Origin of the sequence: Streptomyces piniterrae (genome assembly GCF_005048155.1) — a bacterium.
Lineage (GTDB): Bacteria > Actinomycetota > Actinomycetes > Streptomycetales > Streptomycetaceae > Streptomyces > Streptomyces piniterrae.
The window spans coordinates 1-22,173 of sequence record NZ_SUMB01000015.1; the positions used below are offsets into that span (position 1 = coordinate 1).

Below are 22,173 nucleotides of genomic sequence, written 5' to 3' on the forward strand. Positions count from 1 at the left end.
CGAAGCTCTGCTTGGCAGGACTTTCAAAGGAACCTCGTCCCAGCTGATGCTGGAGACGGGGTATCAACATATCTGGCGTTGACTTTTGGCACGCTGTTGAGTTCTCAAGGAACGGACGCTTCCTTTGTGCCTGTTTCACCAGGCTCTCCGGGCGCTTCCCTTCGGTTTTGCGTTTCCGACTCTATCAGATCCTCGCGGTCCTGATTTTCGCCGGTGCGTTTCGGCCTTTCGGCTTCTTCGCGGTTCCAACCTTACCAGATCCGTTTCCGTCTCCGGCCCCCTGTTGGAGCGGGGTTGACCGTCCGGCTTTCGCTTTTCGGCCTTTCCGACTCTATCAGATCCGATTTCGTTCCGTGGCCGGTTCGAATTCAGTTCCGATTCCCCGTCGGCGGGGTTTTGCGCCTTTCGGCGCGGTCACTACTTTAGCGGAATTCCTCGGTGACTCAAATCGAGTCGGTGCAATCGAATTTCGGCATGCCGAAATTGATCCCGGTGAGGGGCCGTGCAGTAGTGGTGTGCCGCTGTGGCGGCGGGATGGTCGCCAGGGACCTGTCGGGCCGTGGCAACTCGGAGAACACTACACGAGGGGGTGAGGGCCATCAAACCGCTGCCGGGTGGCCGTTCGCGTAGCTCCCTCACGTAGCCGGCCGGCGAGGTCGGCGGTCTCCACGTACGTATACGAAGGAGACGAGGCGGAGATGACGCGGATGTTCAGTGGTGTGAAGCCGACCGGGCATCTGACGTTGGGGAACTACCTGGGGGCCATGCGGCGCTGGGCCGAGCAGGACCAGCACCGGGCGGATGCGCTGTTCTGTGTGGTGGATCTGCATGCGCTGACGGTGGAGCACGATCCGGCGCGGGTCAGGAGGCTCAGTCGGCAGGCCGCGACGTTGTTGCTGGCGGTGGGGCTGGATCGAGCTGACGCGGGATCTGGCGGTGCGGTTCAACCAGCGGTACGGGGCGACGTTCGTGGTGCCGAAGGGGGCGACTCCGGCGGTGGCGGCGCAGGGGATGGATTTGCAGGATCCGGCTTCGAAGATGGGGAAGTCGCATGCGCGTACGGCGGGGATCGTCTATTTGCTGGACGAGCCCGAGGTGGTGCGCAAGAAGGTGATGCGGGCGGTGACCGATGTGCATTCCGATGTCGTGTACGACCGGGAGGCTCGGCCGGGGTCGCCAATCTGCCGGATGTGCCGGAGGCGGTGGTGAAGGTGCTGCGGCCGGTGCGGGTTCGGCAGGTGCCCGTTCAGGGGTCCGGCTTCCCGCCGTGGGGGTGCCGCTGTGCCCACCCTCCCGCAATTTCTTAAGGAGCTGGGGGACCCCATCGCCTTGCGGCACGCCTGCCCGCAGCTGGGTGGGGAGGGGGTGGGCGCAGCGGCGGATGGTCAGCCGTTGCCGGTGGCCAGTTCGCGGCTGCGGTCCCGGGCTGCTTCCAGGGCGGCGATCAGGGCGGCTCGTACGCCGTGGTTCTCGAGTTCGCGGATCGCGGAGATGGTGGTGCCGGCCGGGGAGGTGACGTTCTCCCGGAGGGTGACCGGGTGTTCGCCGCTGTCGCGGAGCATGACGGCGGCGCCGATGGCGGCCTGGACGATCAGGTCGTGGGCCTTGTCACGGGGCAGGCCGAGCAGGATCCCGGCGTCGGTCATCGCCTCGACGAGGTAGTAGAAGTACGCCGGGCCGGAGCCGGAGAGCGCGGTCGCGGCGTCCTGCTGCGACTCCGGGACGCGCAGGGTCTTGCCGACGGTGGAGAAGACCTCCTCGGCACGGGAGAGGTGCGCCGCGGTGGCGTGGGTGCCGGCGGAGATGACGGACATCGCCTCGTCGACGAGGGCGGGGGTGTTCGTCATGACCCGTACGACCGGGGTGCCGGCGGTCAGGTGGTCCTCGAAGTAGGCGGTGGGGATGCCGGCGGCGCCGCTGATGACGAGGCGGTCGACGGGGACGTGCGGGGCCAGCTCGGCGAGGAGGGTGCCCATGTCCTGGGGCTTGACGGTGAGGATCAGGGTGTCGGCGGACTTGGCGGCCTCGGCGTTGCTGACCGCTTCGACGCCGTAGCGGGTGCGGAGGGTTTCGGCGCGTTCGGGGCGGCGGGCGGTGACGAGGAGGTCGGAGGGGGCCCAGCCGCCTCGGATCATTCCGCTGAGGAGGGCTTCGCCGATTTTTCCGGTGCCGAGGACTGCGACCTTCTGGGTCATCGTGCGGGCTTGCCTTTCCGCTGTGCTGTGCCTTGTTCCGCTGTGCTGTTCCTGGTCCCGCCATCCTCGCACCTGGGCGGGGCCGGGCGGGGCGGCGTTCCGAGGACCGGGACGGTCTCAGGCGGTCCGTCGCCGCAGTGTGGCGGCGCCGAGGGTGAGGACCAGGGCGGCGCAGGCCGTGACGATCAGGGCGTCGCGGAGGAAGGTGGCGGTGATGTCGGGGTGGTGGAGGACCTCGTTCATACCGTCGACGGCGTAGGACATCGGCAGGACGTTGGAGATCGCCTCCAGGGCGGGGTGCATGGCCTCGCGGGCGGTGAAGAGGCCGCAGAGGAGGAGTTGGGGCATCAGGACCGCCGGCATGAACTGGACGGCCTGGAATTCCGAGGCGGCGAAGGCCGAGACGAACAGGCCGAGCGCGGTGCCGAGGAGGGCGTCGAGGACGGCGACCAGGAGGAGCAGCCAGGGGGAGCCGATGACGTCGAGGCCGAGGACCCAGATGGAGAGGCCGGTGGCGACGGCGGACTGGGCGATGGCGAGCAGGCCGAAGGCGAGGGCGTAGCCGCCGATCAGGTCGGCCTTGCCGAGGGGCATGGCGAGCAGGCGTTCCAGGGTGCCCGAGGTGCGTTCGCGGAGGGTGGCGATGGAGGTCACCAGGAACATCGTGATCATCGGGAAGATGCCGAGGAGCGAGGCGCCGATGTTGTCGAAGGTCGCCGGGTGCGCGTCGAAGACGTAGCGGAGCAGGGCAATCATCACGCACGGGACGACGAGCATCAGGGCGATGGTGCGCGGGTCGTGCCACAGCTGGCGCAGGACCCGGGCGGCGGTGGCCAGGGTGCGGGCGGGGGACAGCGGCAGCAGGGTGCGGCGGGTGGGAGGCGGCGCGGTGCGGCGGGTGGGAGGCGGCGGCGCGGCACCGGGGAGGGCTGTGGTGGTCATCGTGCCGACTCCTTGGCGAGGGGGGCGGGTTGTCGGGTGCCCCGTGCGGTTGCTCGGGCCTCGTCGACGAGGTGCAGGAAGGCTTCCTCGACGGTGGCGGAGCCGGTCCGGTCGCGGAGTGCGTCGGGTGCGTCGTCGGCGAGCAGGCGGCCCTCGCGCATGAGGAGCAGCCGGTGGCAGCGCTCGGCCTCGTCCATGACGTGGGAGGAGACGAGGAGGGTGGCGCCGCGGTCGCCGGCGATGGTGTGGAAGAGGTTCCACAGGTCGCGGCGGAGGACCGGGTCGAGGCCGACGGTGGGTTCGTCCAGGACGAGGAGTTCGGGGCTGCCGAGCAGGGCCACCGCGAGCGAGACGCGGCTGCGCTGGCCGCCGGAGAGGTTGCCGGCGAGGACGTCGGCGTGGCCGGTGAGGTCGACGTCGTCGATGGCGCGGGTGACGCTGTCGCGGCGCAGGGCGCGGGCGGCCCGGCCGGGGTGGAGTACGGCGGCGAAGTAGTCGAGGTTCTGGCGGACGGTGAGGTCGTCGTAGACGGACGGGTCCTGGGTGACATAGCCGATGCGGGGGCGTAGCCGGGGGTCGCCGGCGGGGTGGCCGAGGACGTCGAGGGTGCCGGTGACCTTGGCCTGGGTGCCGACGACGGCCCGCATCAGGGTGGATTTGCCGCAGCCGGACGGGCCGAGGAGGCCGGTGATCTGGCCGCGCGGGACGTCGAAGGCGAGGGAGTCCAGGACGGTGTGGCCGCCTCGGACGACGGTGAGGTCGTGGGCGTGGACGGCCGGGACGGGGGTGGCGTCGCGGGCCGGGTCGGCGGCCGGGTCGGAGTCGGCGGCCGGGTCGGGGTCGGTGGCGGGGTCGCGGCCGTAATTCATCATGTGATGAATAATGCTCGGGGTTCGGGGCTTCGTCAAGGATCCGGACGGCCGGGCGGCCGACGGCGGCGCATTGCGGTCGACACCGCGCTCCGGCGGCCGCCGGGGTGATCGGAATCGGTCATTCCCGCTCGCTGATTCCGCATTTACCTGACAGTTACACAATTGCCCGCCCGTGCCCATCTCCCGCTGGACACAATGGGGTTGACTGTCCAGCCGCGCCGAAGGGGGCGACGATGGCCAAGGTCCGGGCCGACCGCCTCGGCCGGCTCCTGTTGATCGTCGCCACCATCGTTCTCGCCCTCCCCACCGTCCTCCACGGCGTACGCGGAGGGGTCGCGGCACTCACACCGCCCGCGCTCGCCGCCGACTCCCCCGGTCACCACTGGGAGCCGCCCCCGGGCCAGCGCGCGGGGCACCCCACCTTCTCGACCGACGGCCATCCGGACGCCGCCGCCGTCCACTGCCAGCAACGGCACGGCGGCCGGTCGCCGGCCACCGCATCCGCACCGGTGCCGCTGTCCACGCCGCTGTCCACGTCCGCGCCGGTGCGGGCGGTCGGTGGCCGCGCGGTGTCCGCTCCCCTGACCGGACGGCAGGCCGTACCCCTGTCGAGATCGGGCGAACTGCCCGTCCACCACAGCGTCTTCCGCTGCTGAGAGCCGCCCCCAGGGCCTCCCCGACCCACGCATCCGACGGATCCAGCCGTCACGTCCCCCGGCGCCCCGCGCGTCGCGGCATCGGCAGCACCTGTCCGCGTCATCGCTTCGCAGGGTCCGCATCCGCAGGCCCTCGCTGCATACGTATGCCTCTACGCGTACACATCCGCAGGCATACGCGTACGCATCCGTAGACGCATACGCAGCCACAGCCGAGTCCGCGTCCGCTCGCGCGCCACCGCATCCCGTACTCCGCTGGAGGCATGCTCATGCAGAGATTCCCCGACCTGACCCGCCGTCTCTCCCTCCCCTCCCGGCAGTCGCTCCCCCGCTGGCGGGCCGATTTCGCCGCGTCGCTCGTCGTCTTCCTGGTCGCCGTCCCGTTGTGTGTCGGGGTGGCCGTCGCGTCCGGGGTGCCGGCCGAGCTCGGGCTGGTCACCGGCATCGTCGGCGGGCTGCTCACCGGTCTGCTGCCCGGCAGCAGCCTCCAGGTCAGCGGCCCCGCGGCCGGGCTGACGGTGCTGGTCTACGAGGCCGTGCAGGAGTACGGGCTCGGTTCGCTGGGCGTGCTGGTGCTGGTGTCCGGTGTGCTCCAGCTGGCCATGGGGGCGCTCAAACTCGGACGGTGGTTCCGCGCCATCTCCGTCGCGGTCGTCCAGGGCATGCTCGCGGGCATCGGACTGCTGCTGATCGCCGGGCAGTTGTACAAGCTCGCGGACGCCAAGGCGCCCGGCAGCGGACTGTCCAACCTGGGCGGCCTGCCGTTGCTCGTGGTCGACACCCTCGCATCGGACGCGGCACTGACGGCGCTCGCCGTGGGCGCCGGGACGATCGCGGTCCTGGTGCTGTGGCCGCGCTGGCCGGCGGCGGCGCGGGTGGTGCCCGCACCGCTGATGGCGGTGGCGCTGGCGACCACGGCGGTGTTCGCGCTGGACCTGCCGGTGGCCCGGGTCGAAGTGCGCGGCCTGCTCGGGGTCGTACAGCCGCCGGGCGGTGCGGACTTCGCGCGCCTGACGGAGGCGGGCGCGCTCGCCGGGGCTCTGGGCACCCTCGTCGCCTTCACCCTCATCGCGTCTGCGGAGTCGCTGTTCAGCGCGGCCGCGGTGGACCGGCTGCACGACGGGCCGCGTACCGACTACGACAAGGAGCTGATGGCGCAGGGCGCGGGCAACGCGGTGTGCGGGGTGCTCGGCGCGCTGCCGATGACCGCGGTGATCGTCCGCAGCTCGGCCAATGTGTACGCCGGGGCGCGGACGAAGGCGTCGCGGGTGCTGCACGGTGTGTGGCTGCTGGTCTTCGCGGCGGCGTTCCCGGCGGCCCTGGGGATGGTGCCGGTCGCCGCGCTGGCCGGTGTGCTGGTGAACGCGGGCTGGAAGCTGATTCCGCGCAAGGACCTGCTGCCGCTGTGGCGCGAGCACCGCGGCGAGGCGGTGGTGCTGGTGACGACGGCGGTGGCGATCGTGGCCACCAACATGTTCGAGGGGGTGCTGCTGGGGCTGCTGATGGCCGTCGCCAAGTCGGCGTGGGAGACCTCGCATGTGCATCTGGAGGTCGCGGACCAGCCGGGGAGCGTGGACCGTCCGGAGAGCGTGCAGCCGGCGGAGCCGGAGGGCGCGGGAGGCACGGCGCCGGAGGACGTGCCCGGCGCGGCGGACCCGGGCTCCGGCTCCGGCCCCGCCGGCCCGCTCCGCGTACGGGTCGTCGGCCATGCCACCTTCCTGCGGCTGCCGAAGCTGCTCGACCAGCTGGAGGCGCTGCCCGGGAACCGGGAGATCGAACTGGATCTGTCCGGGCTGCGGCACCTCGACCACGCCTGCGCGGCGGCCCTCGGCAACTGGGCCGAGCAGCGCCGCAGGACCGGGCAGCAGGCCAGGACGGGGGCCGGGGCGCCGGAGCCGGTACGCAGGGGCGGCTAGGCCGCGATGCCCGACATCACACCATCGACCCTCCCGTAACGCCCTCTAACCGGAAGGGACCGGCGTTGCGGAAGAAATGACCGTAGGGTCGGTGATCCATCGATCGCCGACCCCCGGGAGTGCTGTGAACCGCCGGCCCCTCCGCTACTGCGGTGCGACCGCCGCCCTGTCCGTCGCCCTGCTGCTGGCCTCCTGCACGAGCGCCGTCAGGGGAGCGGACGGCGCGGGCGGGGTCGGCGATCCGCTGTTCCCCGCGCTCGGCAACGGCGGCTACCAGGTCACCCACTACGGGCTCGACCTCGACTACGACGTACGGAAGAAGCACCTGGACGCGACCGCCGAGATCACCGCCAGGGCCACCGAGGACCTGCGGTCCTTCAAGCTCGACCTCCAGGGGCTGAAGGTGTCCGGCGTGCGGGTCGACGGCGAGGAGGCCGCCTTCACGCGCAAGGGACACAAGCTGACGGTCCGGCCGGCCGAGGGCCTTCAGAAGGGGAAGTCGTTCCGCACGGTCGTCGAATACAGCGGTATACCCCAGGAGATGACGGACGCGGACAATTCCAAGGAGGGGTGGGTCAAGACCTCCGACGGGGCGTTCGTGGCCGGTGAGCCCGCCGGGACGATGACGTGGTTCCCGGGCAACAACCACCCCGGCGACAAGGCCACCTACGACTTCAGGATCACCGTGCCGGAGCGGTACACGGCCGTCGCCAACGGGGAGCTGCGGTCGCAGAAGACCGCCAAGGGCAGGACGACGTACGAGTGGCACAACGGCCAGCCGATGGCCAGCTACCTCGCCACCGCCACCATCGGGACGTTCGACTTCAGCACCTCCCGTACGCCCGACGGGCTGCCGCTGTACATCGCGGTGGATCCGGCGGAGGCCGCGAAGAGCGAACCGGCACTGAACCGGCTGCCGGAGATCATCAAGTGGGAACGCGGGCTGTTCGGCCGCTACCCCTTCTCCTCCGCGGGCGCGATCGTCGACGACACCGGCAACCGGATCGACTGGGGCGCCCTGGAGAACCAGACCAAGCCGCTCTACGCCGGGGCGCCGGACACCACGACCGTGGTGCACGAGATGGCGCACCAGTGGTTCGGCGACTCGGTCACGCCGAAGACCTGGAAGGACGCCTGGCTCAACGAGAGCTTCGCGACCTACGCCGAGTGGCTGTGGGCGGAGCGCGAGGGCGGCAAGACGCCCCAGCAGCAGTTCGACGCGCTCTACAAGGACAAGAGCGACGACGCCAAGGAGCGTTGGGCCTTCCCGCCGGGCAATCCGGGCTCGGCGAAGAACGTGACGGGGACGCCCGTCTACGAGCGCGGCGCGATGCTGCTCCAGCAGCTGCGCAACGCCGTCGGCGACAAGACCTTCTTCAAGATCCTCAAGGAGTGGCCGGCCGAGTACCGCCACTCCAACGCCGACGCGAAGGACTTCATCGCCTTCTGCGAGGAACGGACGGACGTGGATCTGACGGATCTCTTCAAGGACTGGCTGTACGGGAAGGGCAAGCCGGACTGGGAGTACTGAGCGGGCGGGTGCGCGGCGACTCGGCCCCGGCCTAGCGGCGCTTCCTGCCCTTCGGCTTGGGTTTCCGCGCGGCCGGGTTGCCCGTGCGCGCGCCGCGGCGGCGTTCGTGGCGCTCGCGGGCCGCCTCGTATTCCGTACGGCGCAGCTTCTCGCCGGGGGCTTCCACGAGGCTGCGGCAGAAGTAGGCGAGGAGCGAGCCGATGAAGCCGATGAGCATCAGGCTCTGCGCGGACTTGTCGGCCGCGCTCTCGGCGGCCGGGTCAGGGCGGCGGACGAAACCGTCCCAGGTGCGGCGGAAGGCGAGGGCGCTGCAGATCGCGAAGCCCGCGACGACGAGGATGCCGACGAACCCGCCGACGTCGGCGACCTCCAGGCCCTGGAAGGCGAAGCGAAGCACGGCGGCGCCGGCCGCGGCGAGTACCAGCGAGCCGATCGCGACGGCGGCCCGGCGCAGGCCGTAGCCGCCGTCGTGGTGGACCCAGGTGGTGCCGAAGAACCGGATCTCCTCCGGCTCCGGGCCGCCCCGCTCCGGTCCGCCGGACGACGTCGTCTGCTCATCGCTCATGTCGTCGATTATCCCGGCGGCCGTGCCCGGTGCCGCGGGCGGCCCGCGGGTCAGCTCATGCAGCGCGGGGCGACCAGGCCGTCACTGCCCGTCCGCACGTAGGCGTCGGAGACGTACTGCCCGGGAGCGATGTTGTCCCAGATGTCCGAGGTGCCGTAGGGGCCGCTGACCCGCTGGCCGCGCCGCTGGCAGCGGATCTCGATCCAGGCGCCCTCGGCCAGCTGCCGGACGACCGGGGTGTCGGTGCCGGGGCCCTGGCGGACGTTGACCTTGTAGCCGGGCGCGACGGCGTAGCTGCGGCGGTGGGTGGCCGCCTGGACGGCGGCCGCGTCCTCCGCGGCGGCGGCGTCCGGGAAGGCCTGTTGGTCCTGTGTGGTCATTTCTCGTTCCCCCGTTGAACCGTGACGCCGGATCGTGGGATCGGCGTCGCGTCGTGACAGTGAAGTGAATCGTGACAGTGCATCGTGACGTGGTGCCGCCGCGTCGAGGTGCGGCGTTGCCATAGTGCAACCCGCACGCTAGCAAGCTTCATTCATCTCGTACGCGGCATCGACTAGGCTCCGCGCGTCGCACCTGCGACCGAATGGCACGGGTAATGACACGGGGGTGGAACGATGCCGCCGCTGCGTGATTCCGGGGTCGACCCGGAAGCGGAGCGTCCGGAATACGCTGGGCAATACCGCCTCGAAGCGCGGCTGGGCGCCGGCGGTATGGGCGAGGTCCATCTGGCGCGCTCGTCCTCCGGGCTGCTGCTCGCGGTCAAGGTCGTACACGCCGAATTCGCCCAGGACCCGGAATTCCGGGGGCGGTTCAGGCAGGAGGTGGCCGCCGCCCGACGGGTCAGCGGGGCTTTCACCGCACCGGTCGTGGACGCCGATCCGGACGCCGCGCGGCCCTGGATGGCGACCCTCCACATCGCCGGCCCGACCCTTTCCGAGCATGTGAAGCGGAATGGCCCGCTGCCCCCCGCCGAGGTACGCCGGCTGGCCTCGGGACTGGCCGAGGCGCTGCGCGACATCCACCGTGCCGGCGTCGTGCACCGCGACCTCAAGCCGGGAAACGTGCTGCTGGCCGCCGACGGACCGAAGGTCATCGATTTCGGTATTTCGCGGCCGTCGGACAGCGAAATGCGCACCGAGACCGGAAAGTTGATCGGGACGCCGCCGTTCATGGCGCCCGAACAGTTCCAGCGGCCGCGCGAGGTGGGGCCGGCGGCCGATGTCTTCGCGCTGGGTTCGGTGCTGGTGCACGCCGCCACCGGAAGCGGGCCGTTCGACTCGGAGAGCCCGTATCTCGTGGCCTATCAGGTGGTGCACGACGAGGCGGATCTGGCGGGTGTGCCGGCAGAGTTGGCGCCGCTGATCGAGAGCTGTCTGGCGAAGGACCCGGCGGACCGGCCGACACCGGACGCCCTGATGAAGCAGCTGCACACCGATCTGCCGACGGAGGTGCAGCAGCAGGTGCAGCACTGGCCGGGGGCGGGCTTCGACGCACCGGGCAGTGCGCCGAGCGGCGCCGACGCGCCGGACGACACGGGGGCCGGTTCGGTGCCCTGCGCGCCGATACCGGGGCAGCTTATTCCCGGCCAACGGCGGCCGGTACGCGCCGAGTCCACGCCGCCGCGGGCCGAGGCCACGCATGTCCGTGTCGTGACGCCCCCCGCGGCGGAACCGGACGAGCCCGGTCCGCCGGCTGCCGAGCCGCGCCCACGGGCCCGCCGCCGCTGGCCGGTCTGGGCCGCCGTGGCGCTGGTCGTGGCCGGGGCCGGGGCCTTCGGGGGCGTCCGGGCGCTGTCCTCCGGGGAGCCGGAGGGGGATCCGGCGCTCCAGACCCGTCCCTCGCGCGCGTCCGCCGCCGCCTTCCGCCCCTGGCGGACCACCCTCGTCGAACGCCCCGAAGGCCACGCGGCGGAGATGCCGTTCTGTACGACGGACACCGACAGCGGATCGGGCACCGACAGCGGATCGGACACCGACGGCGGATCAGGCTCCGCCGCCGCGAACCCGCCCGCCCTCTTCTGCGCCCAGTCCGGCGTCCTGGCCGCCCGCCTCGACCCCGGCACCGGCCGCGTGGTGTGGCGCCGTACGGCCCCGCCGACCGCGAAGTCCGCCGCGCCGCCGTCCGCGCCGGTGCTCTCCGGCGGGCTGCTGTACGTCTTCTCGCACGACGGGAAGCGGCTGGAGGCGCTCGACCCGTCGCCCGCCGGAAAGGGCGCCACCCGCTGGTCCAAGGACCTCTCCGGTTACGAGGGCGGCGCCACGATCGCCGGCGGCCGGATCCTGCTGGCCTCCGGCGACGGTACGGTCACCGCCCTCGACAGCACCACCCACCAGCAGCGATGGCACAAGCGCTACCCCCAGCACCAGTGGGCTGCCTTCAAGGCGTCCGAGGCGGCCGGCGATGCCCGCACCGCGTATGCCGTCGGAGGGTCGGTCGACGGCCCCGACACCCCCGTCACCGCCATCGACCCGAAGAGCGGCGAGGTGCGCTGGCAGCGGCGGCTGTCCGGCTCGCTCACCCTGGCCGGCACCGGGTCGTCCGGGGCGCTCTACTTCACCGTCGCCGACCCGGTGTCCAGCTTCACCACCACCGCCGTCGTCCGCTACGACCCGGCCACCGGGCACGTCCGGCGCCTCCCGCTCACCGCGCCACTCGACAACGTCCTGGCCGTGGTGCACGGCGAGACGGTGTATCTGCTGGCCGAGGGCGGTGCGCTGCATGCCGTCGGGGAGCGGAAGTGGGACGTGGAGACGTCGGTGAGCCGGGGCTCGGTGCCGGTGGTGACCGGCGACCGGCTGTATTTCACCGCGGCCGACGGACGGCTGCTGGCCGTCGACACCCGGTCCGGCACCCCGCTGGGGCAGACCAGGCCCCGGCTCGCCGCCGACCGGCACAACGGCTTCCTGGAGACACTGCCCGCCCCGCTGGTGGACGCGCCCCGCGGCCGGATCTACGCGGCGGCTCCCGACGGGACGGTCTTCAGCGCGACGACGAAGGACCCGGCGGGCTGGTGACGCCCACCGGGTCCTTCGCTGTCGGGCCTGCTCAGCCCAGCTTGCTCACATCGCGCACCGCGCCCTTGTCGGCGCTGGTCGCCATGGCCGCGTAGGCCCGGAGCGCCTGGGAGACCTTGCGCTCGCGGTTCTTCGGGGCGTAGGTGCCGCCGAGCGCGGCCTCGCGGGTGGCCAGGTCCGCTTCGGAGACCAGGAGTTCGATGGTGCGGTTCGGGATGTCGATGCGGATCCGGTCGCCGTCCTCGACGAGTGCGATGGTGCCGCCGGACGCCGCCTCGGGCGAGGCGTGGCCGATGGACAGGCCCGAAGTGCCGCCGGAGAAGCGGCCGTCGGTGATCAGCGCGCAGGTCTTGCCGAGGCCGCGGCCCTTGAGGAACGACGTCGGGTAGAGCATTTCCTGCATGCCGGGGCCGCCCTTGGGGCCCTCGTACCGGATGACCACCACGTCGCCGTGGGTGATCTCCTTCTTGAGGATCTTGTCGACGGCTTCTTCCTGCGACTCGCAGACGACGGCCGGGCCCTCGAAGGTCCAGATGGACTCGTCGACGCCGGCGGTCTTCACCACGCAGCCGTCCACGGCGAGGTTGCCCTTGAGGACCGCGAGCCCGCCGTCCTTCGAGTACGCGTGCTCGGCCGAGCGGATGCAGCCGCCCTCGGCGTCGGTGTCCAGCGCCTCCCAGCGCTCGGACTGCGAGAAGGCGGTGGCGGAGCGGACGCAGCCGGGCGCCGCGTGCCACAGCTCGACGGCCTCGGCGGACGGCGAACCGCCGCGCACGTCCCAGGTCTTGAGCCAGTCGGCGAGGGAGGTGGAGTGGACGGTGTGCACGTCCTCGTTGAGCAGCCCGGCGCGGTAGAGCTCGCCGAGCAGGGCCGGGATGCCGCCCGCGCGGTGCACGTCCTCCATGTAGTACGTACGGTCCTTGGCCACGTTCGGGGCGACCTTGGCCAGGCACGGGACGCGGCGCGAGACCGCGTCGATCGCGTCCAGACCGAACCCGACGCCGGCCTCCTGGGCGGCGGCGAGCAGATGCAGGATCGTGTTGGTCGAGCCGCCCATCGCGATGTCGAGCGCCATGGCGTTCTCGAAGGCGTCGAAGGTGGCGATGTTGCGCGGCAGGACCGTCTCATCGCCCTGCTCGTAGTAGCGCTGGGTGATGTCGACGATCGTGCGTCCGGCGTTCTCGTACAGCGCCTTGCGGGCGGTGTGCGTGGCGAGCACCGAGCCGTTGCCGGGGAGGGACAGGCCGATGGCCTCGGTCAGGCAGTTCATCGAGTTGGCGGTGAACATGCCGGAGCAGGAGCCGCAGGTCGGACAGGCGTTCTCCTCGATACGGAGGATGTCCTCGTCCGAGATCTTGTCGTTCACGGCGTCGGAGATCGCGTCGACCAGGTCGAGGGTGCGGACCGTGCCGTCGACCAGGGTGGCCCGGCCGGACTCCATGGGGCCGCCGGAGACGAAGACCGTCGGGATGTTCAGCCGCAGCGCGGCGTTCAGCATGCCCGGCGTGATCTTGTCGCAGTTCGAGATGCAGATCAGGGCGTCCGCGCAGTGCGCCTCGACCATGTACTCCACGCTGTCCGCGATCAGGTCGCGGGAGGGCAGGGAGTAGAGCATGCCGCGGTGGCCCATCGCGATGCCGTCGTCGACCGCGATCGTGTTGAACTCGCGGGGCACCGCGCCGGCCGCCTTGATCGCCTCGCTGACGATCCGGCCGACCGGCTGGAGGTGGGTGTGGCCCGGCACGAACTCCGTGAAAGAGTTGGCGACCGCGATGATCGGCTTACCGATGTCCTCGCTCGCTACGCCCGAGGCCCGCATAAGGGCGCGGGCGCCCGCCATGTTGCGGCCATGGGTAACGGTGCGGGACCTCAGCTCAGGCACGATGGTCACTCCCTCGGGGTTCGTCCGTACGACCGCCGGTCGCGGGTGGGTTCCCCGGCGCCTCGAGGGCTCGGGGGCGGGCCGGGCGGCCCTGCCGGATACCGGCCGGCGTCATATAGCAGCTGTAGCCGAGATTACGCCCTTGATCCAAGATCTGGACGCGGACTCCGGTATGTGAGACGGCTGACCGCAGTACGGACAGCGCACGGCCCCTCCGGGGCAGGCCCGAGAGCCCCTCCCCTACGGCTGCGTCAGGTACCGCTGGAGCGTCGGCGCGATCATCGCCACGATCTCCTCGGTGTCCGCCGAGGCGACCGGCTCCATCTTGATCACATACCGCAGCATCGCGACCCCGATCAGATGGCCCGCGGCCAGCTGCACCCGGAACTCCGGGTCGGGAACATGCACTTCGCCCGCCACACGCTGGAGCAGCCGCCGCTCGATGAGCCCCCGCAGCACCGCCGCCGCGGTCTCGTTGGTCAGCGCCGAGCGCATGATCGCCAGCAGCGGCTGCCGGCTGACCGGGTTCTCCCACACACCGAACATGAAGCGCGCCATCCGCTCGCCGACCGCCTCGCCGCCGCTCGCGATGACCTCCGGCATGGTCAGCGCGGGCGCGAAGGACAACTCGATGGCCGCGCCGAAGACCTGCTCCTTGGTGCCGAAGTAGTGATGCACCAGCGCCGGGTCCACCCCGGCCGCCTTGGCGATCTGGCGTACCGACGTCTTGTCGTAGCCCCGCTCGGCGAACTCCGTACGGGCCGCGGCCAGGATCCGCTCGCGCGCCCCGGGACCGCCCTCGGCCTCGGCGCGGGCGGGGCGGCCCCGGCGGCGCCCCGGAGCGGGGGCCCCGTCGTCCTTGCCGCCGGTCACGAGCCGGGCACCCAGGTCGGCGAGGCGAGATGCAGCCGGGTGAAGGCCAGCGCCTCGGCGAGGTCGGCCTCCCGTTCGGCGGCGGACATCGCCCGGCGGGTATTGACCTCGACGACGACATGGCCGGCGAAACCGCCGGCGGCCAGCCGTTCCAGCAGGTCGGCACAGGGCTGGCTGCCACGGCCCGGCACCAGGTGCTCGTCCTTGGCGGAACCGTTTCCGTCGGCGAGATGGACGTGCGCCAGCCGGTCGCCCATCCGGTCCACCATCTCCAGCGCGTCATTGCGCGCCGTCGCGGTGTGCGACAGATCGACGGTGAAGTGCCGGTAGTCGTCGCTGGTCGGGTCCCAGTCCGGCGCGTACGCCAGCATCTCGCGGTCCCGGTAGCGCCACGGATACATGTTCTCGACGGCGAACTTCACATCCGTCTCATGCTCCATCCGCCACACACCGCGGACGAACTCCCGCGCATAGCTGCGCTGCCACCGGAACGGCGGGTGCACCACGACCGTGGACGCGCCCAGCTTCTCGGCGGCCTTCCGCGCGCGCTGCAGCTTGACCCAGGGGTCGGTGGACCAGACCCGCTGGGTGATCAGCAGACACGGCGCGTGCACCGCCAGCACCGGCACCCCGTGGTAGTCCGACAGCCGACGCAGCGCCTCGATGTCCTGGCTGACCGGATCGGTCCACACCATGACCTCGACCCCGTCGTAGCCGAGGCGCGCGGCGATCTCGAAGGCCGTCGCCGTCGACTCCGGATACACCGAGGCCGTGGACAGCGCGACCTTCGCATCCGGGATGCGCACCACTGGCTCTGTCACGAAGGACAGCGTACGGGCCGGAACTGCGCACAGGGCAGGAGGTCCGAACGACCGCGCTCCGCCGTGTGACACGCCTTACACCGGCGGGACGCCCCTCCACGGCCCACGGCCCGAGGCCTACGGCGTCGACGGGGGCAGATGGTCCAGCCGCCGCAGGATGACGCCCTCGCGCAGCGCCCACGGGCAGATGTCCAGCGTCTCGACCCCGAACAGATCCATCCCCGCCTCCGCCACCAGCGCCCCGGCGAGCAGCTGCCGCGAACGCCCCTCGGACACACCGGGCAGCGCGGCCCGCTCGTCCGCCGACATCCCGGCCAGCCGCGGCACCCACTCCTCCAGCTTCTTGCGGGTCAGCTCCCGCTGGACGTACAGCCCCTCGGCGGAGCGCGCCGCGCCCGCGATCCGGGCCAGCTGCTTGAAGGTCTTGGAGGTCCCGACGACGTGATCGGGCGTCCCGTAGCGGGAGAACTCGCTCACCACCCGGGCGATCTCCGCCCGCACCCGGCGGCGCAGCGCCCGCACGTCGTCGCTGCCCGGCGGGTCGCCCGGCAGATCGGAGCTGGTCAGCCGGCCCGCGCCGAGCGGCAGCGAGACCGCGGCGTCCGGCTCCTCGTCGAGGCCGTAGGCGATCTCCAACGAGCCGCCGCCGATGTCCAGGACCAGCAGCCGGCCCGAGGACCAGCCCAGCCAGCGGCGGGCGGCGAGAAATGTGAGCCGCGCCTCGTCCTCGCCGGACAGCACCCGCAGCTCGACGCCGGTCTCCTGGGCGATCCTGACCAGTACCGCCTCGCCGTTGGTGGCATCGCGGATCGCGGAGGTGGCGAACGGCAGCACTTCCTCGACGCCCTTGTCCTCGGCCACCTGGAGCGCTTCGTGGATCGTGGCCTCCAGCCGTTCCACGCCGGCGTCGTTTATGGCGCCGTCTTCGTCGAGCAGTTCGGCAAGGCGCAGTTCGGCCTTGTGCGAATAGGCGGGCAGCGGGCGTGCGCCGGGGTGTGCGTCCACCACCAGGAGATGGACCGTATTCGAACCCACATCGAGGACACCGAGTCTCATACGGGGAAACCTACTGCCGCGGCGGGGATCTCTTGTCAGCCGCCTTAGGCTGGAGTCGTGGCAAAGACGAAAAAGGCGAAGCAGGTAAAAGCCCTGAAGAAGGAAGAAAAGCGGCGCGCCAAAGCGGCGCAGGTCGCGCAGTCCGCGCACGGGGCCCCGGCCGACGAGGTCGGCCTCGACTTCGCCCGCGCCTGGGTCACCTTCCCCGACCCCGCCGACGACGAGCAGCTGTTCCGCTGCGACCTGACCTGGCTGACGTCCCGCTGGACGTGCATCTTCGGCAGCGGCTGCCAGGGCATCCAGGCCGGCCGCGCCGACGACGGCTGCTGCACGCTCGGCGCGCACTTCTCCGACGAGGACGACGAGAAGCGGGTCGCCCAGCATGTGGCGCGTCTCACGCCCGAGCTGTGGCAGTTCCACGACGTCGGCACGGAGACCGGCTGGGTCCAGGAGGACGAGGACGGCGAACGGCAGACCCGGCGCTGGGAGGGTTCGTGCATCTTCCAGAACCGTCCCGGCTTCGCGGCCGGCGCCGGCTGCTCGCTGCACATCCTCGCGCTGCGCGAGGGCCGCGAGCCGCTGGAGACCAAGCCGGACGTCTGCTGGCAGCTGCCGGTCCGGCGTACCTACGACTGGATCGACCGGCCGGACGACACCCGCATCCTGCAGGTGACGATCGGCGAGTACGACCGGCGCGGCTGGGGTCCGGGCGGCCACGACCTGCACTGGTGGTGCACCTCGGCGACCTCGGCGCACGGCGCGGGCGAGCCGGTCTACGTCTCGTACAAGCCGGAGCTCACCGAGCTGATGGGCAAGAAGGCGTACGCCAAGCTCGCCGAGCTGTGCGAGGAGCGGCTGGCCGCGACGCTGCCGATGGCGCCGCATCCGGCGGACCCTCGGAAGTGAGAGGGAGCGACGCCCCGCGCAGCCCCGTGTAACGCCGTCACAGCGCCGCCGCCCGCCCCTCCGTGAGTCGCCCGCCCCTCAGCGAGCGGGGCGGGCCGTGTGTGACGGCCGCGGTGCCGACGGTGTGCCGCTGTCCGCCTGGCTCGGTGACGCGGTGGGCGTCTCGCTGGGCGTCGGGGTCCCGCTCGGCTGGGACGGTCCGGGCGTGTGGTGGGTCGGCGTCGGCCTGGGCCCGGGATGACTGTGCGACGGCCTCGGGTGCGGCGGGGTCGGCTTCGGCTTCGGATGCGCGGGCGACGGGTGGGCCGGCCCCGGGCCCGGCTGGGGCGCGCCACGGCCCTCCAGCGTGACGGCGGCGGCACCGGGATCGATGGCGATACGGGCCCGCCAGTGGCCCTCGGGCTCCCGGTCGTGATCGACCCAGACCGTGATCGTCGTGGTCTCCCCCGGCCGCAGCACACCCGCCGTATGGCTCATCTGCAGCCACGGGGCGGCCGCCGACGCCCGCCAGCGCACCGCGGAACCGCCGGACGCGCTGATCGTGACGACCGTCATGCCGCCGCTCGGCTGCGCGGTGACGGTCAGCCGCCCCGGCCCCCTGCGCTCACGGCTCGGCTCACCGGGCCGCAGCGCGGTGCCGTCCGCGCTGACCACCTCGACCGACACATCGGGCGACCGCCGACCGGCCGAGAAGCCCGGATCGGGAGTCGTCCTGGCGTTGCCGGCGTTCTCGTACGGGCTGCCGTCCAGCCGGCCGCTGTCCGACTCGTTGGCGGTCACCGCGGGGGTGCCGTCCGCCTCGCCCGTGGCCGGGGCGTTGCGGTACGCCGCCCAGACGGCCAGCACCGGCGCCGCCAGGACCGTCGCGACGACGGTGGTCGTCACCGCCCGGCTGCGCAGCCTGCGGCGGCGGGCCGCCCGGTCCGTGGGGCCCACGGGGAAACCGCTGCGGTCGTAGCGAGGAGAACCGTTTGGCCCACCGGAGCGCCCGGTCCCGGGCACGCCCGCTCCCGGCACCCCCTCGGCGCGCCCCGACCGGGAGCGCCGGGCCGCCGCCAGCGCCCGGAGGACCGCCTCCCGATCCGCTCCGACCAGCGGCAGCGCCCCTTGGGCCGCGGGCGCGGTGCCCGGCCACGGCCCGGCCGCGGTGGCCCGCTCCGCCGTCCGCCGGCACTCGGCGCAGTCGTCGACATGGCGTACCAGCTCACGGCGGAGCGCCACACCGAGCAGCATCTGGGTGTCGCCGGCCAGCCGCGCCACATCGGGACATCGGCCGCGCTCGACAACGGCCAGCGCGGCCCGGGTCCGCTCCACCTCACAGGACGCGGCGGCCAGCAGCTGGCGGGTGGCGACCGCCTCCGCGCCGAGCACCGCGGCGACCTCACGGGCCGAGAGCCGATGGCGTACCGACAGCTCCAGCGCCTCGCGCTGCTCGGGACTGGTCCCGGCGGCCTCCGGCCAGGCCAGCACGGCGAGTTCACGCTGCCGCCCGGGGTCGGGAGCGGCCTCGGCGGACGGCCCGCCGCGAGTCCCACCGGGCGGGAACGGGCGGCCCGACGACGCTGCCCGGGGAAGCTCGGCGAGCCGGCGCAGACAGGCCCAGCGGGCCAGGGCGTAGAGCCAGGGACGGTAGAGGGCCCGTTCGGCGGGCCGCCGGCCATGGTGGCGGCCGGCGAGCGCGAGCGTCTCGCCGAGCACCGCGGTCGCCGCGTCGTGCTCGCACAGGACGGACAGGCAGTAGGTGAACAGCCCGTCCAGATAGGGCTCGTAGGGCTCCCTGCGGTCCGTGCCGGTCGCGCTGTTCGCTCGTGCCGCACCGTTCGCCCGGTCTGCGTCGGACCGGCCCGGCCGCTCGGAGGGCTGCGGCCGGCTCCGGCCCGGTGCGCCGCTGCGCGCCCGGTGTGCGCCGGTGGAATGCCTGGGATGCTCTGGCCTGCTGCTCATCACCCGGCGACGGTAGGCGGATGATGCAGCCGCGCTCGCGTACCTTGCGCCCTTTTAACCCATACGGGTGACCATCTCCCTCAAAAGGGGACACGAATCGCCGATTCCGCGCCCGACGCGCACCGGTTACGTCACCCGGTTGGCGCAATGTACGGGCGGCTCAGGCCCCCTGATCCCCACCCGGGCGCGAGCCGGCGCCCGGCGCCTCCCCCGGTCCAGCCACAGCTCCACGGAGCATTGTCGGACCCCGCCGATACGGTGAACTCATGGCAACCCGAAAAACATCGGCCAAGGAGCGTCCCTCCTACCGCTGCACCGAATGCGGCTGGACCACCGCGAAGTGGCTCGGCCGCTGCCCCGAGTGCCAGGCATGGGGCACGGTCGATGAGTTCGGCGGCGCCCCCGCGGTCCGTACGACCGCGCCAGGGCGGGTCACCACCGCGGCACTGCCCATCGGCCAGGTCGACGGCAAGCAGGCCGCCGCCCGCTCGACCGGCGTGCCCGAGCTGGACCGCGTCCTGGGCGGCGGACTGGTCCCCGGCGCGGTCGCGCTGCTGGCCGGCGAGCCCGGCGTCGGCAAGTCCACCCTCCTCCTGGACGTCGCCGCGAAGGCCGCCAGCGACGCCCACCGCACCCTCTACGTCACCGGCGAGGAGTCCGCCAGCCAGGTCCGGCTGCGCGCCGACCGCATCGGCGCCCTCGACGAGCACCTCTACCTCGCCGCCGAGACCGACCTCTCCGCCGTCCTGGGCCACCTCGACACCGTCAAGCCGTCCCTGCTCATCCTCGACTCCGTGCAGACCGTCGCCTCCCCGGAGATCGACGGCGCACCCGGCGGCATGGCCCAGGTCCGCGAGGTCGCCGGGGCCCTCATCCGCGCCTCCAAGGAACGCGCGATGTCCACGCTCCTCGTCGGCCATGTCACCAAGGACGGCGCGATCGCGGGCCCCCGCCTCCTGGAGCATCTCGTCGACGTCGTCCTGCACTTCGAGGGCGACCGGCACGCCCGCCTCCGCCTCGTCCGCGGCGTCAAGAACCGGTACGGCACCACCGACGAGGTCGGCTGCTTCGAACTGCACGACGAAGGCATCACCGGCCTCGCCGACCCCTCGGGCCTCTTCCTGACCCGCCGCGCCGAGCCGGTGCCCGGCACCTGCCTGACGGTGACCCTGGAGGGCCGCCGCCCCCTGGTCGCCGAGGTCCAGGCGCTGACCGTCGACTCCCAGATCCCCTCCCCCAGGCGTACGACATCGGGCCTGGAGACGTCCCGCGTCTCGATGATGCTGGCCGTCCTGGAGCAGCGCGGCCGGATCTCCGCCCTTGGCAAGCGCGATATCTACAGCGCGACGGTCGGCGGCGTGAAGCTGTCCGAACCCGCCGCCGACCTCGCCGTGGCCCTCGCACTCGCCAGCGCCGCCAGCGACACCCCGCTCCCGAAGAACCTGGTCGCCATCGGCGAGGTCGGGCTCGCCGGCGAGGTCAGACGGGTCACCGGCGTCCAGCGCAGGCTCTCCGAGGCGGCCCGGCTCGGCTTCACCCACGCCCTCGTACCGTCCGACCCGGGCAGGATCCCCGACGGGATGCGGGTCCTGGAGGTCGCCGACGTCGGGCAGGCGCTGAGCGTCCTTCCCAAGCGGGTGCGGCGGGAGGCCCCACGGGAAGAGGAGCAGCGCCGGTAGACTTTGCCCTGGTCTCGCCCGTCACCGCAGTCTTGCCGCCGGCCACGTACGCTCCTCTGGTACGTCACCGCGGCAAGGGCCGGGCGGCCGCGGACCGACAGACCGTGCGACGGAGGAGTGCAGTGGCAGCCAACGACCGGGCATCGTCTCCCAGCAGGTCCGGCGGGAGCTCCGGCACCGACAGCCTGATGCGCGCCTCGCTGAGCGCCGTCGCGCCGGGTACGGCCCTGCGCGACGGCCTGGAGCGCATCCTCCGCGGCAACACGGGCGGGCTGATAGTGCTGGGTTTCGACAGAACCGTCGAGTCCATGTGCACCGGCGGCTTCGTCCTCGACGTGGAATTCACCGCGACCCGGCTGCGCGAGCTGTGCAAACTCGACGGCGCGCTGGTCCTCGACAAGGACATCACCAAGATCCTCCGGGCCGGAGTGCAGCTCGTACCGGACGCCTCCATCCCCACCGAGGAGACCGGCACCCGCCACCGCACCGCCCAGCGCGTCTCGATCCAGGCGGGCTTCCCGGTCGTCTCCGTCAGCCAGTCCATGCGCCTGATCGCCCTCTACGTGGACGGCGAACGCCGCGTCCTCGAGGAATCCGCCGCGATCCTCTCCCGCGCCAACCAGGCGCTGGCCACCCTGGAGCGCTACAAGCTCCGCCTGGACGAGGTCGCCGGCACCCTCTCCGCCCTGGAGATCGAGGACCTGGTGACGGTCCGCGATGTCACCGCCGTCGCCCAGCGGCTGGAAATGGTCCGCCGGATCGCCACCGAGATCGCCGAGTACGTCGTCGAGCTCGGCACCGACGGCCGCCTCCTCACCCTCCAGCTGGAGGAGCTGATCGCCGGCGTCGAGCCCGAGCGCGAGCTGGTCGTCCGCGACTACGTCCCCGAGCCGACCGCCAAGCGCTCCCGCACGGTCGCCGAGGCGCTCTACGAGCTGGACGCCCTCAGCCACACCGAACTCCTCGAACTCCCCATCGTGGCCCGCGCGTTGGGCTACAGCGGCTCCCCCGAGACGCTGGACTCCGCGGTCTCGCCGCGCGGCTTCCGCCTGCTGGCGAAGGTCCCCCGGCTGCCCGGCACCGTCATCGACCGCCTCGTCGACCACTTCGGCGGCCTGCAGAAGCTGCTCGCGGCCAGCGTGGACGACCTCCAGACGGTCGACGGCGTCGGCGAGGCCCGCGCCCGCTCGGTCCGCGAGGGCCTGTCGCGACTGGCGGAGTCGTCGATCTTGGAGCGGTACGTCTAGCTGCCGGCGGTACGTCCAGGTCGGATGGGTAGGTCCAGCTCGGACGGGCACGTCCAGGTCGGAGCGGCACGTCC

The 22,173-nt window shown here is 72.1% G+C and carries 17 protein-coding genes and 1 pseudogene; 8 read left to right on the plus strand and 10 right to left on the minus strand.

The window, feature by feature from the left end; genetic code table 11:
* Nucleotides 1–698: 698 nt before the first annotated feature.
* A pseudogene (locus FCH28_RS32940) lies at nucleotides 699–1,235 on the plus strand (tryptophan--tRNA ligase); the annotation flags it as partial.
* Nucleotides 1,236–1,385: 150 nt separating this feature from the next.
* Here FCH28_RS32940 and proC read toward each other — a convergent pair.
* The 3 genes from proC to FCH28_RS32955 all read right to left on the minus strand — a co-directional run bounded on the left by proC (nucleotide 1,386) and on the right by FCH28_RS32955 (nucleotide 4,009).
* Entirely contained in the window at nucleotides 1,386–2,195 is an 810-nt protein-coding gene (gene proC, locus FCH28_RS32945; protein ID WP_136743894.1) for a pyrroline-5-carboxylate reductase, read from the minus strand.
* A gap of 117 nt (nucleotides 2,196–2,312) precedes the next feature.
* Nucleotides 2,313–3,137 carry an ABC transporter permease gene (locus FCH28_RS32950; RefSeq protein ID WP_136743895.1) on the minus strand — a complete coding sequence of 275 codons (825 nt, stop codon included), beginning with the start codon at nucleotides 3,135–3,137 and terminating at the stop codon, nucleotides 2,313–2,315.
* On the minus strand, nucleotides 3,134–4,009 hold the full coding sequence (locus FCH28_RS32955; RefSeq protein ID WP_136743896.1) for an ABC transporter ATP-binding protein: 876 nt from the start codon (nucleotides 4,007–4,009) through the stop codon (nucleotides 3,134–3,136). The genes FCH28_RS32950 and FCH28_RS32955 overlap by 4 nt, the downstream gene beginning before the upstream one ends.
* Before the next feature lie 233 nt (nucleotides 4,010–4,242).
* On the opposite strand from FCH28_RS32955, the gene FCH28_RS32960 reads away from it, so the two are divergent.
* The 3 genes from FCH28_RS32960 (at nucleotide 4,243) to FCH28_RS32970 (ending at nucleotide 8,112) form a co-directional block, all read left to right on the plus strand.
* Nucleotides 4,243–4,665: a hypothetical protein gene (locus FCH28_RS32960; protein WP_136743897.1), complete on the plus strand. Its 423-nt coding sequence runs from the start codon at nucleotides 4,243–4,245 to the stop codon at nucleotides 4,663–4,665.
* Nucleotides 4,666–4,934: 269 nt separating this feature from the next.
* Nucleotides 4,935–6,581 carry a SulP family inorganic anion transporter gene (locus FCH28_RS32965; protein ID WP_136744078.1) on the plus strand — a complete coding sequence of 549 codons (1,647 nt, stop codon included), beginning with the start codon at nucleotides 4,935–4,937 and terminating at the stop codon, nucleotides 6,579–6,581.
* A 124-nt stretch (nucleotides 6,582–6,705) separates the two neighbouring features.
* Nucleotides 6,706–8,112: a M1 family metallopeptidase gene (locus FCH28_RS32970; RefSeq protein WP_136743898.1), complete on the plus strand. Its 1,407-nt coding sequence runs from the start codon at nucleotides 6,706–6,708 to the stop codon at nucleotides 8,110–8,112.
* Nucleotides 8,113–8,143: 31 nt separating this feature from the next.
* On the opposite strand, the gene FCH28_RS32975 is transcribed toward FCH28_RS32970, so the two are convergent.
* Together FCH28_RS32975 and FCH28_RS32980 are read right to left on the minus strand one after the other, a co-directional pair.
* On the minus strand, nucleotides 8,144–8,677 hold the full coding sequence (locus FCH28_RS32975) for a hypothetical protein (RefSeq protein ID WP_136743899.1): 534 nt from the start codon (nucleotides 8,675–8,677) through the stop codon (nucleotides 8,144–8,146).
* Nucleotides 8,678–8,727: 50 nt separating this feature from the next.
* The gene (locus FCH28_RS32980; RefSeq protein WP_136743900.1) at nucleotides 8,728–9,057 is read right to left on the minus strand and encodes a peptidase; all 330 of its coding nucleotides are present in this window, start codon (nucleotides 9,055–9,057) and stop codon (nucleotides 8,728–8,730) included.
* Between the two features lie 234 nt (nucleotides 9,058–9,291).
* Between FCH28_RS32980 and FCH28_RS32985 the strand changes: the two genes are divergently transcribed.
* Nucleotides 9,292–11,691 (plus strand): serine/threonine-protein kinase, encoded by a 2,400-nt coding sequence (locus tag FCH28_RS32985; RefSeq protein WP_136743901.1) that lies wholly within the window; start codon nucleotides 9,292–9,294, stop codon nucleotides 11,689–11,691.
* A gap of 31 nt (nucleotides 11,692–11,722) precedes the next feature.
* Here FCH28_RS32985 and ilvD read toward each other — a convergent pair whose 3' ends face one another.
* From ilvD to FCH28_RS33005, 4 genes are all read right to left on the minus strand, one after another.
* The gene (gene ilvD, locus FCH28_RS32990; RefSeq protein WP_136743902.1) at nucleotides 11,723–13,573 is read right to left on the minus strand and encodes a dihydroxy-acid dehydratase; all 1,851 of its coding nucleotides are present in this window, start codon (nucleotides 13,571–13,573) and stop codon (nucleotides 11,723–11,725) included.
* 240 nt (nucleotides 13,574–13,813) lie between these two features.
* The gene (locus tag FCH28_RS32995; protein WP_136743903.1) at nucleotides 13,814–14,446 is read right to left on the minus strand and encodes a TetR/AcrR family transcriptional regulator; all 633 of its coding nucleotides are present in this window, start codon (nucleotides 14,444–14,446) and stop codon (nucleotides 13,814–13,816) included.
* Nucleotides 14,443–15,267, minus strand: coding sequence for a sugar phosphate isomerase/epimerase family protein (locus FCH28_RS33000; protein WP_187363988.1), 825 nt, complete (start codon nucleotides 15,265–15,267; stop codon nucleotides 14,443–14,445). Before FCH28_RS33000 ends, FCH28_RS32995 begins: the two co-directional genes overlap by 4 nt.
* Nucleotides 15,268–15,384: 117 nt before the next feature.
* The gene (locus tag FCH28_RS33005; RefSeq protein ID WP_136743904.1) at nucleotides 15,385–16,323 is read right to left on the minus strand and encodes a Ppx/GppA family phosphatase; all 939 of its coding nucleotides are present in this window, start codon (nucleotides 16,321–16,323) and stop codon (nucleotides 15,385–15,387) included.
* A 57-nt stretch (nucleotides 16,324–16,380) separates the two neighbouring features.
* Here FCH28_RS33005 and FCH28_RS33010 point away from each other — a divergent pair, with 57 nt between their 5' ends.
* Nucleotides 16,381–17,229: a DUF3109 family protein gene (locus FCH28_RS33010; protein ID WP_136743905.1), complete on the plus strand. Its 849-nt coding sequence runs from the start codon at nucleotides 16,381–16,383 to the stop codon at nucleotides 17,227–17,229.
* Between the two features lie 78 nt (nucleotides 17,230–17,307).
* On the opposite strand, the gene FCH28_RS33015 is transcribed toward FCH28_RS33010, so the two are convergent.
* The gene (locus tag FCH28_RS33015) at nucleotides 17,308–19,173 is read right to left on the minus strand and encodes a sigma-70 family RNA polymerase sigma factor (RefSeq protein ID WP_136743906.1); all 1,866 of its coding nucleotides are present in this window, start codon (nucleotides 19,171–19,173) and stop codon (nucleotides 17,308–17,310) included.
* 266 nt (nucleotides 19,174–19,439) lie between these two features.
* Between FCH28_RS33015 and radA the strand changes: the two genes are divergently transcribed.
* Both radA and disA read left to right on the plus strand, forming a co-directional pair.
* The gene (gene radA, locus FCH28_RS33020; protein ID WP_136743907.1) at nucleotides 19,440–20,852 is read left to right on the plus strand and encodes a DNA repair protein RadA; all 1,413 of its coding nucleotides are present in this window, start codon (nucleotides 19,440–19,442) and stop codon (nucleotides 20,850–20,852) included.
* A 122-nt stretch (nucleotides 20,853–20,974) separates the two neighbouring features.
* On the plus strand, nucleotides 20,975–22,099 hold the full coding sequence (gene disA, locus FCH28_RS33025; RefSeq protein ID WP_136743908.1) for a DNA integrity scanning diadenylate cyclase DisA: 1,125 nt from the start codon (nucleotides 20,975–20,977) through the stop codon (nucleotides 22,097–22,099).
* Nucleotides 22,100–22,173 lie beyond the last annotated feature (74 nt).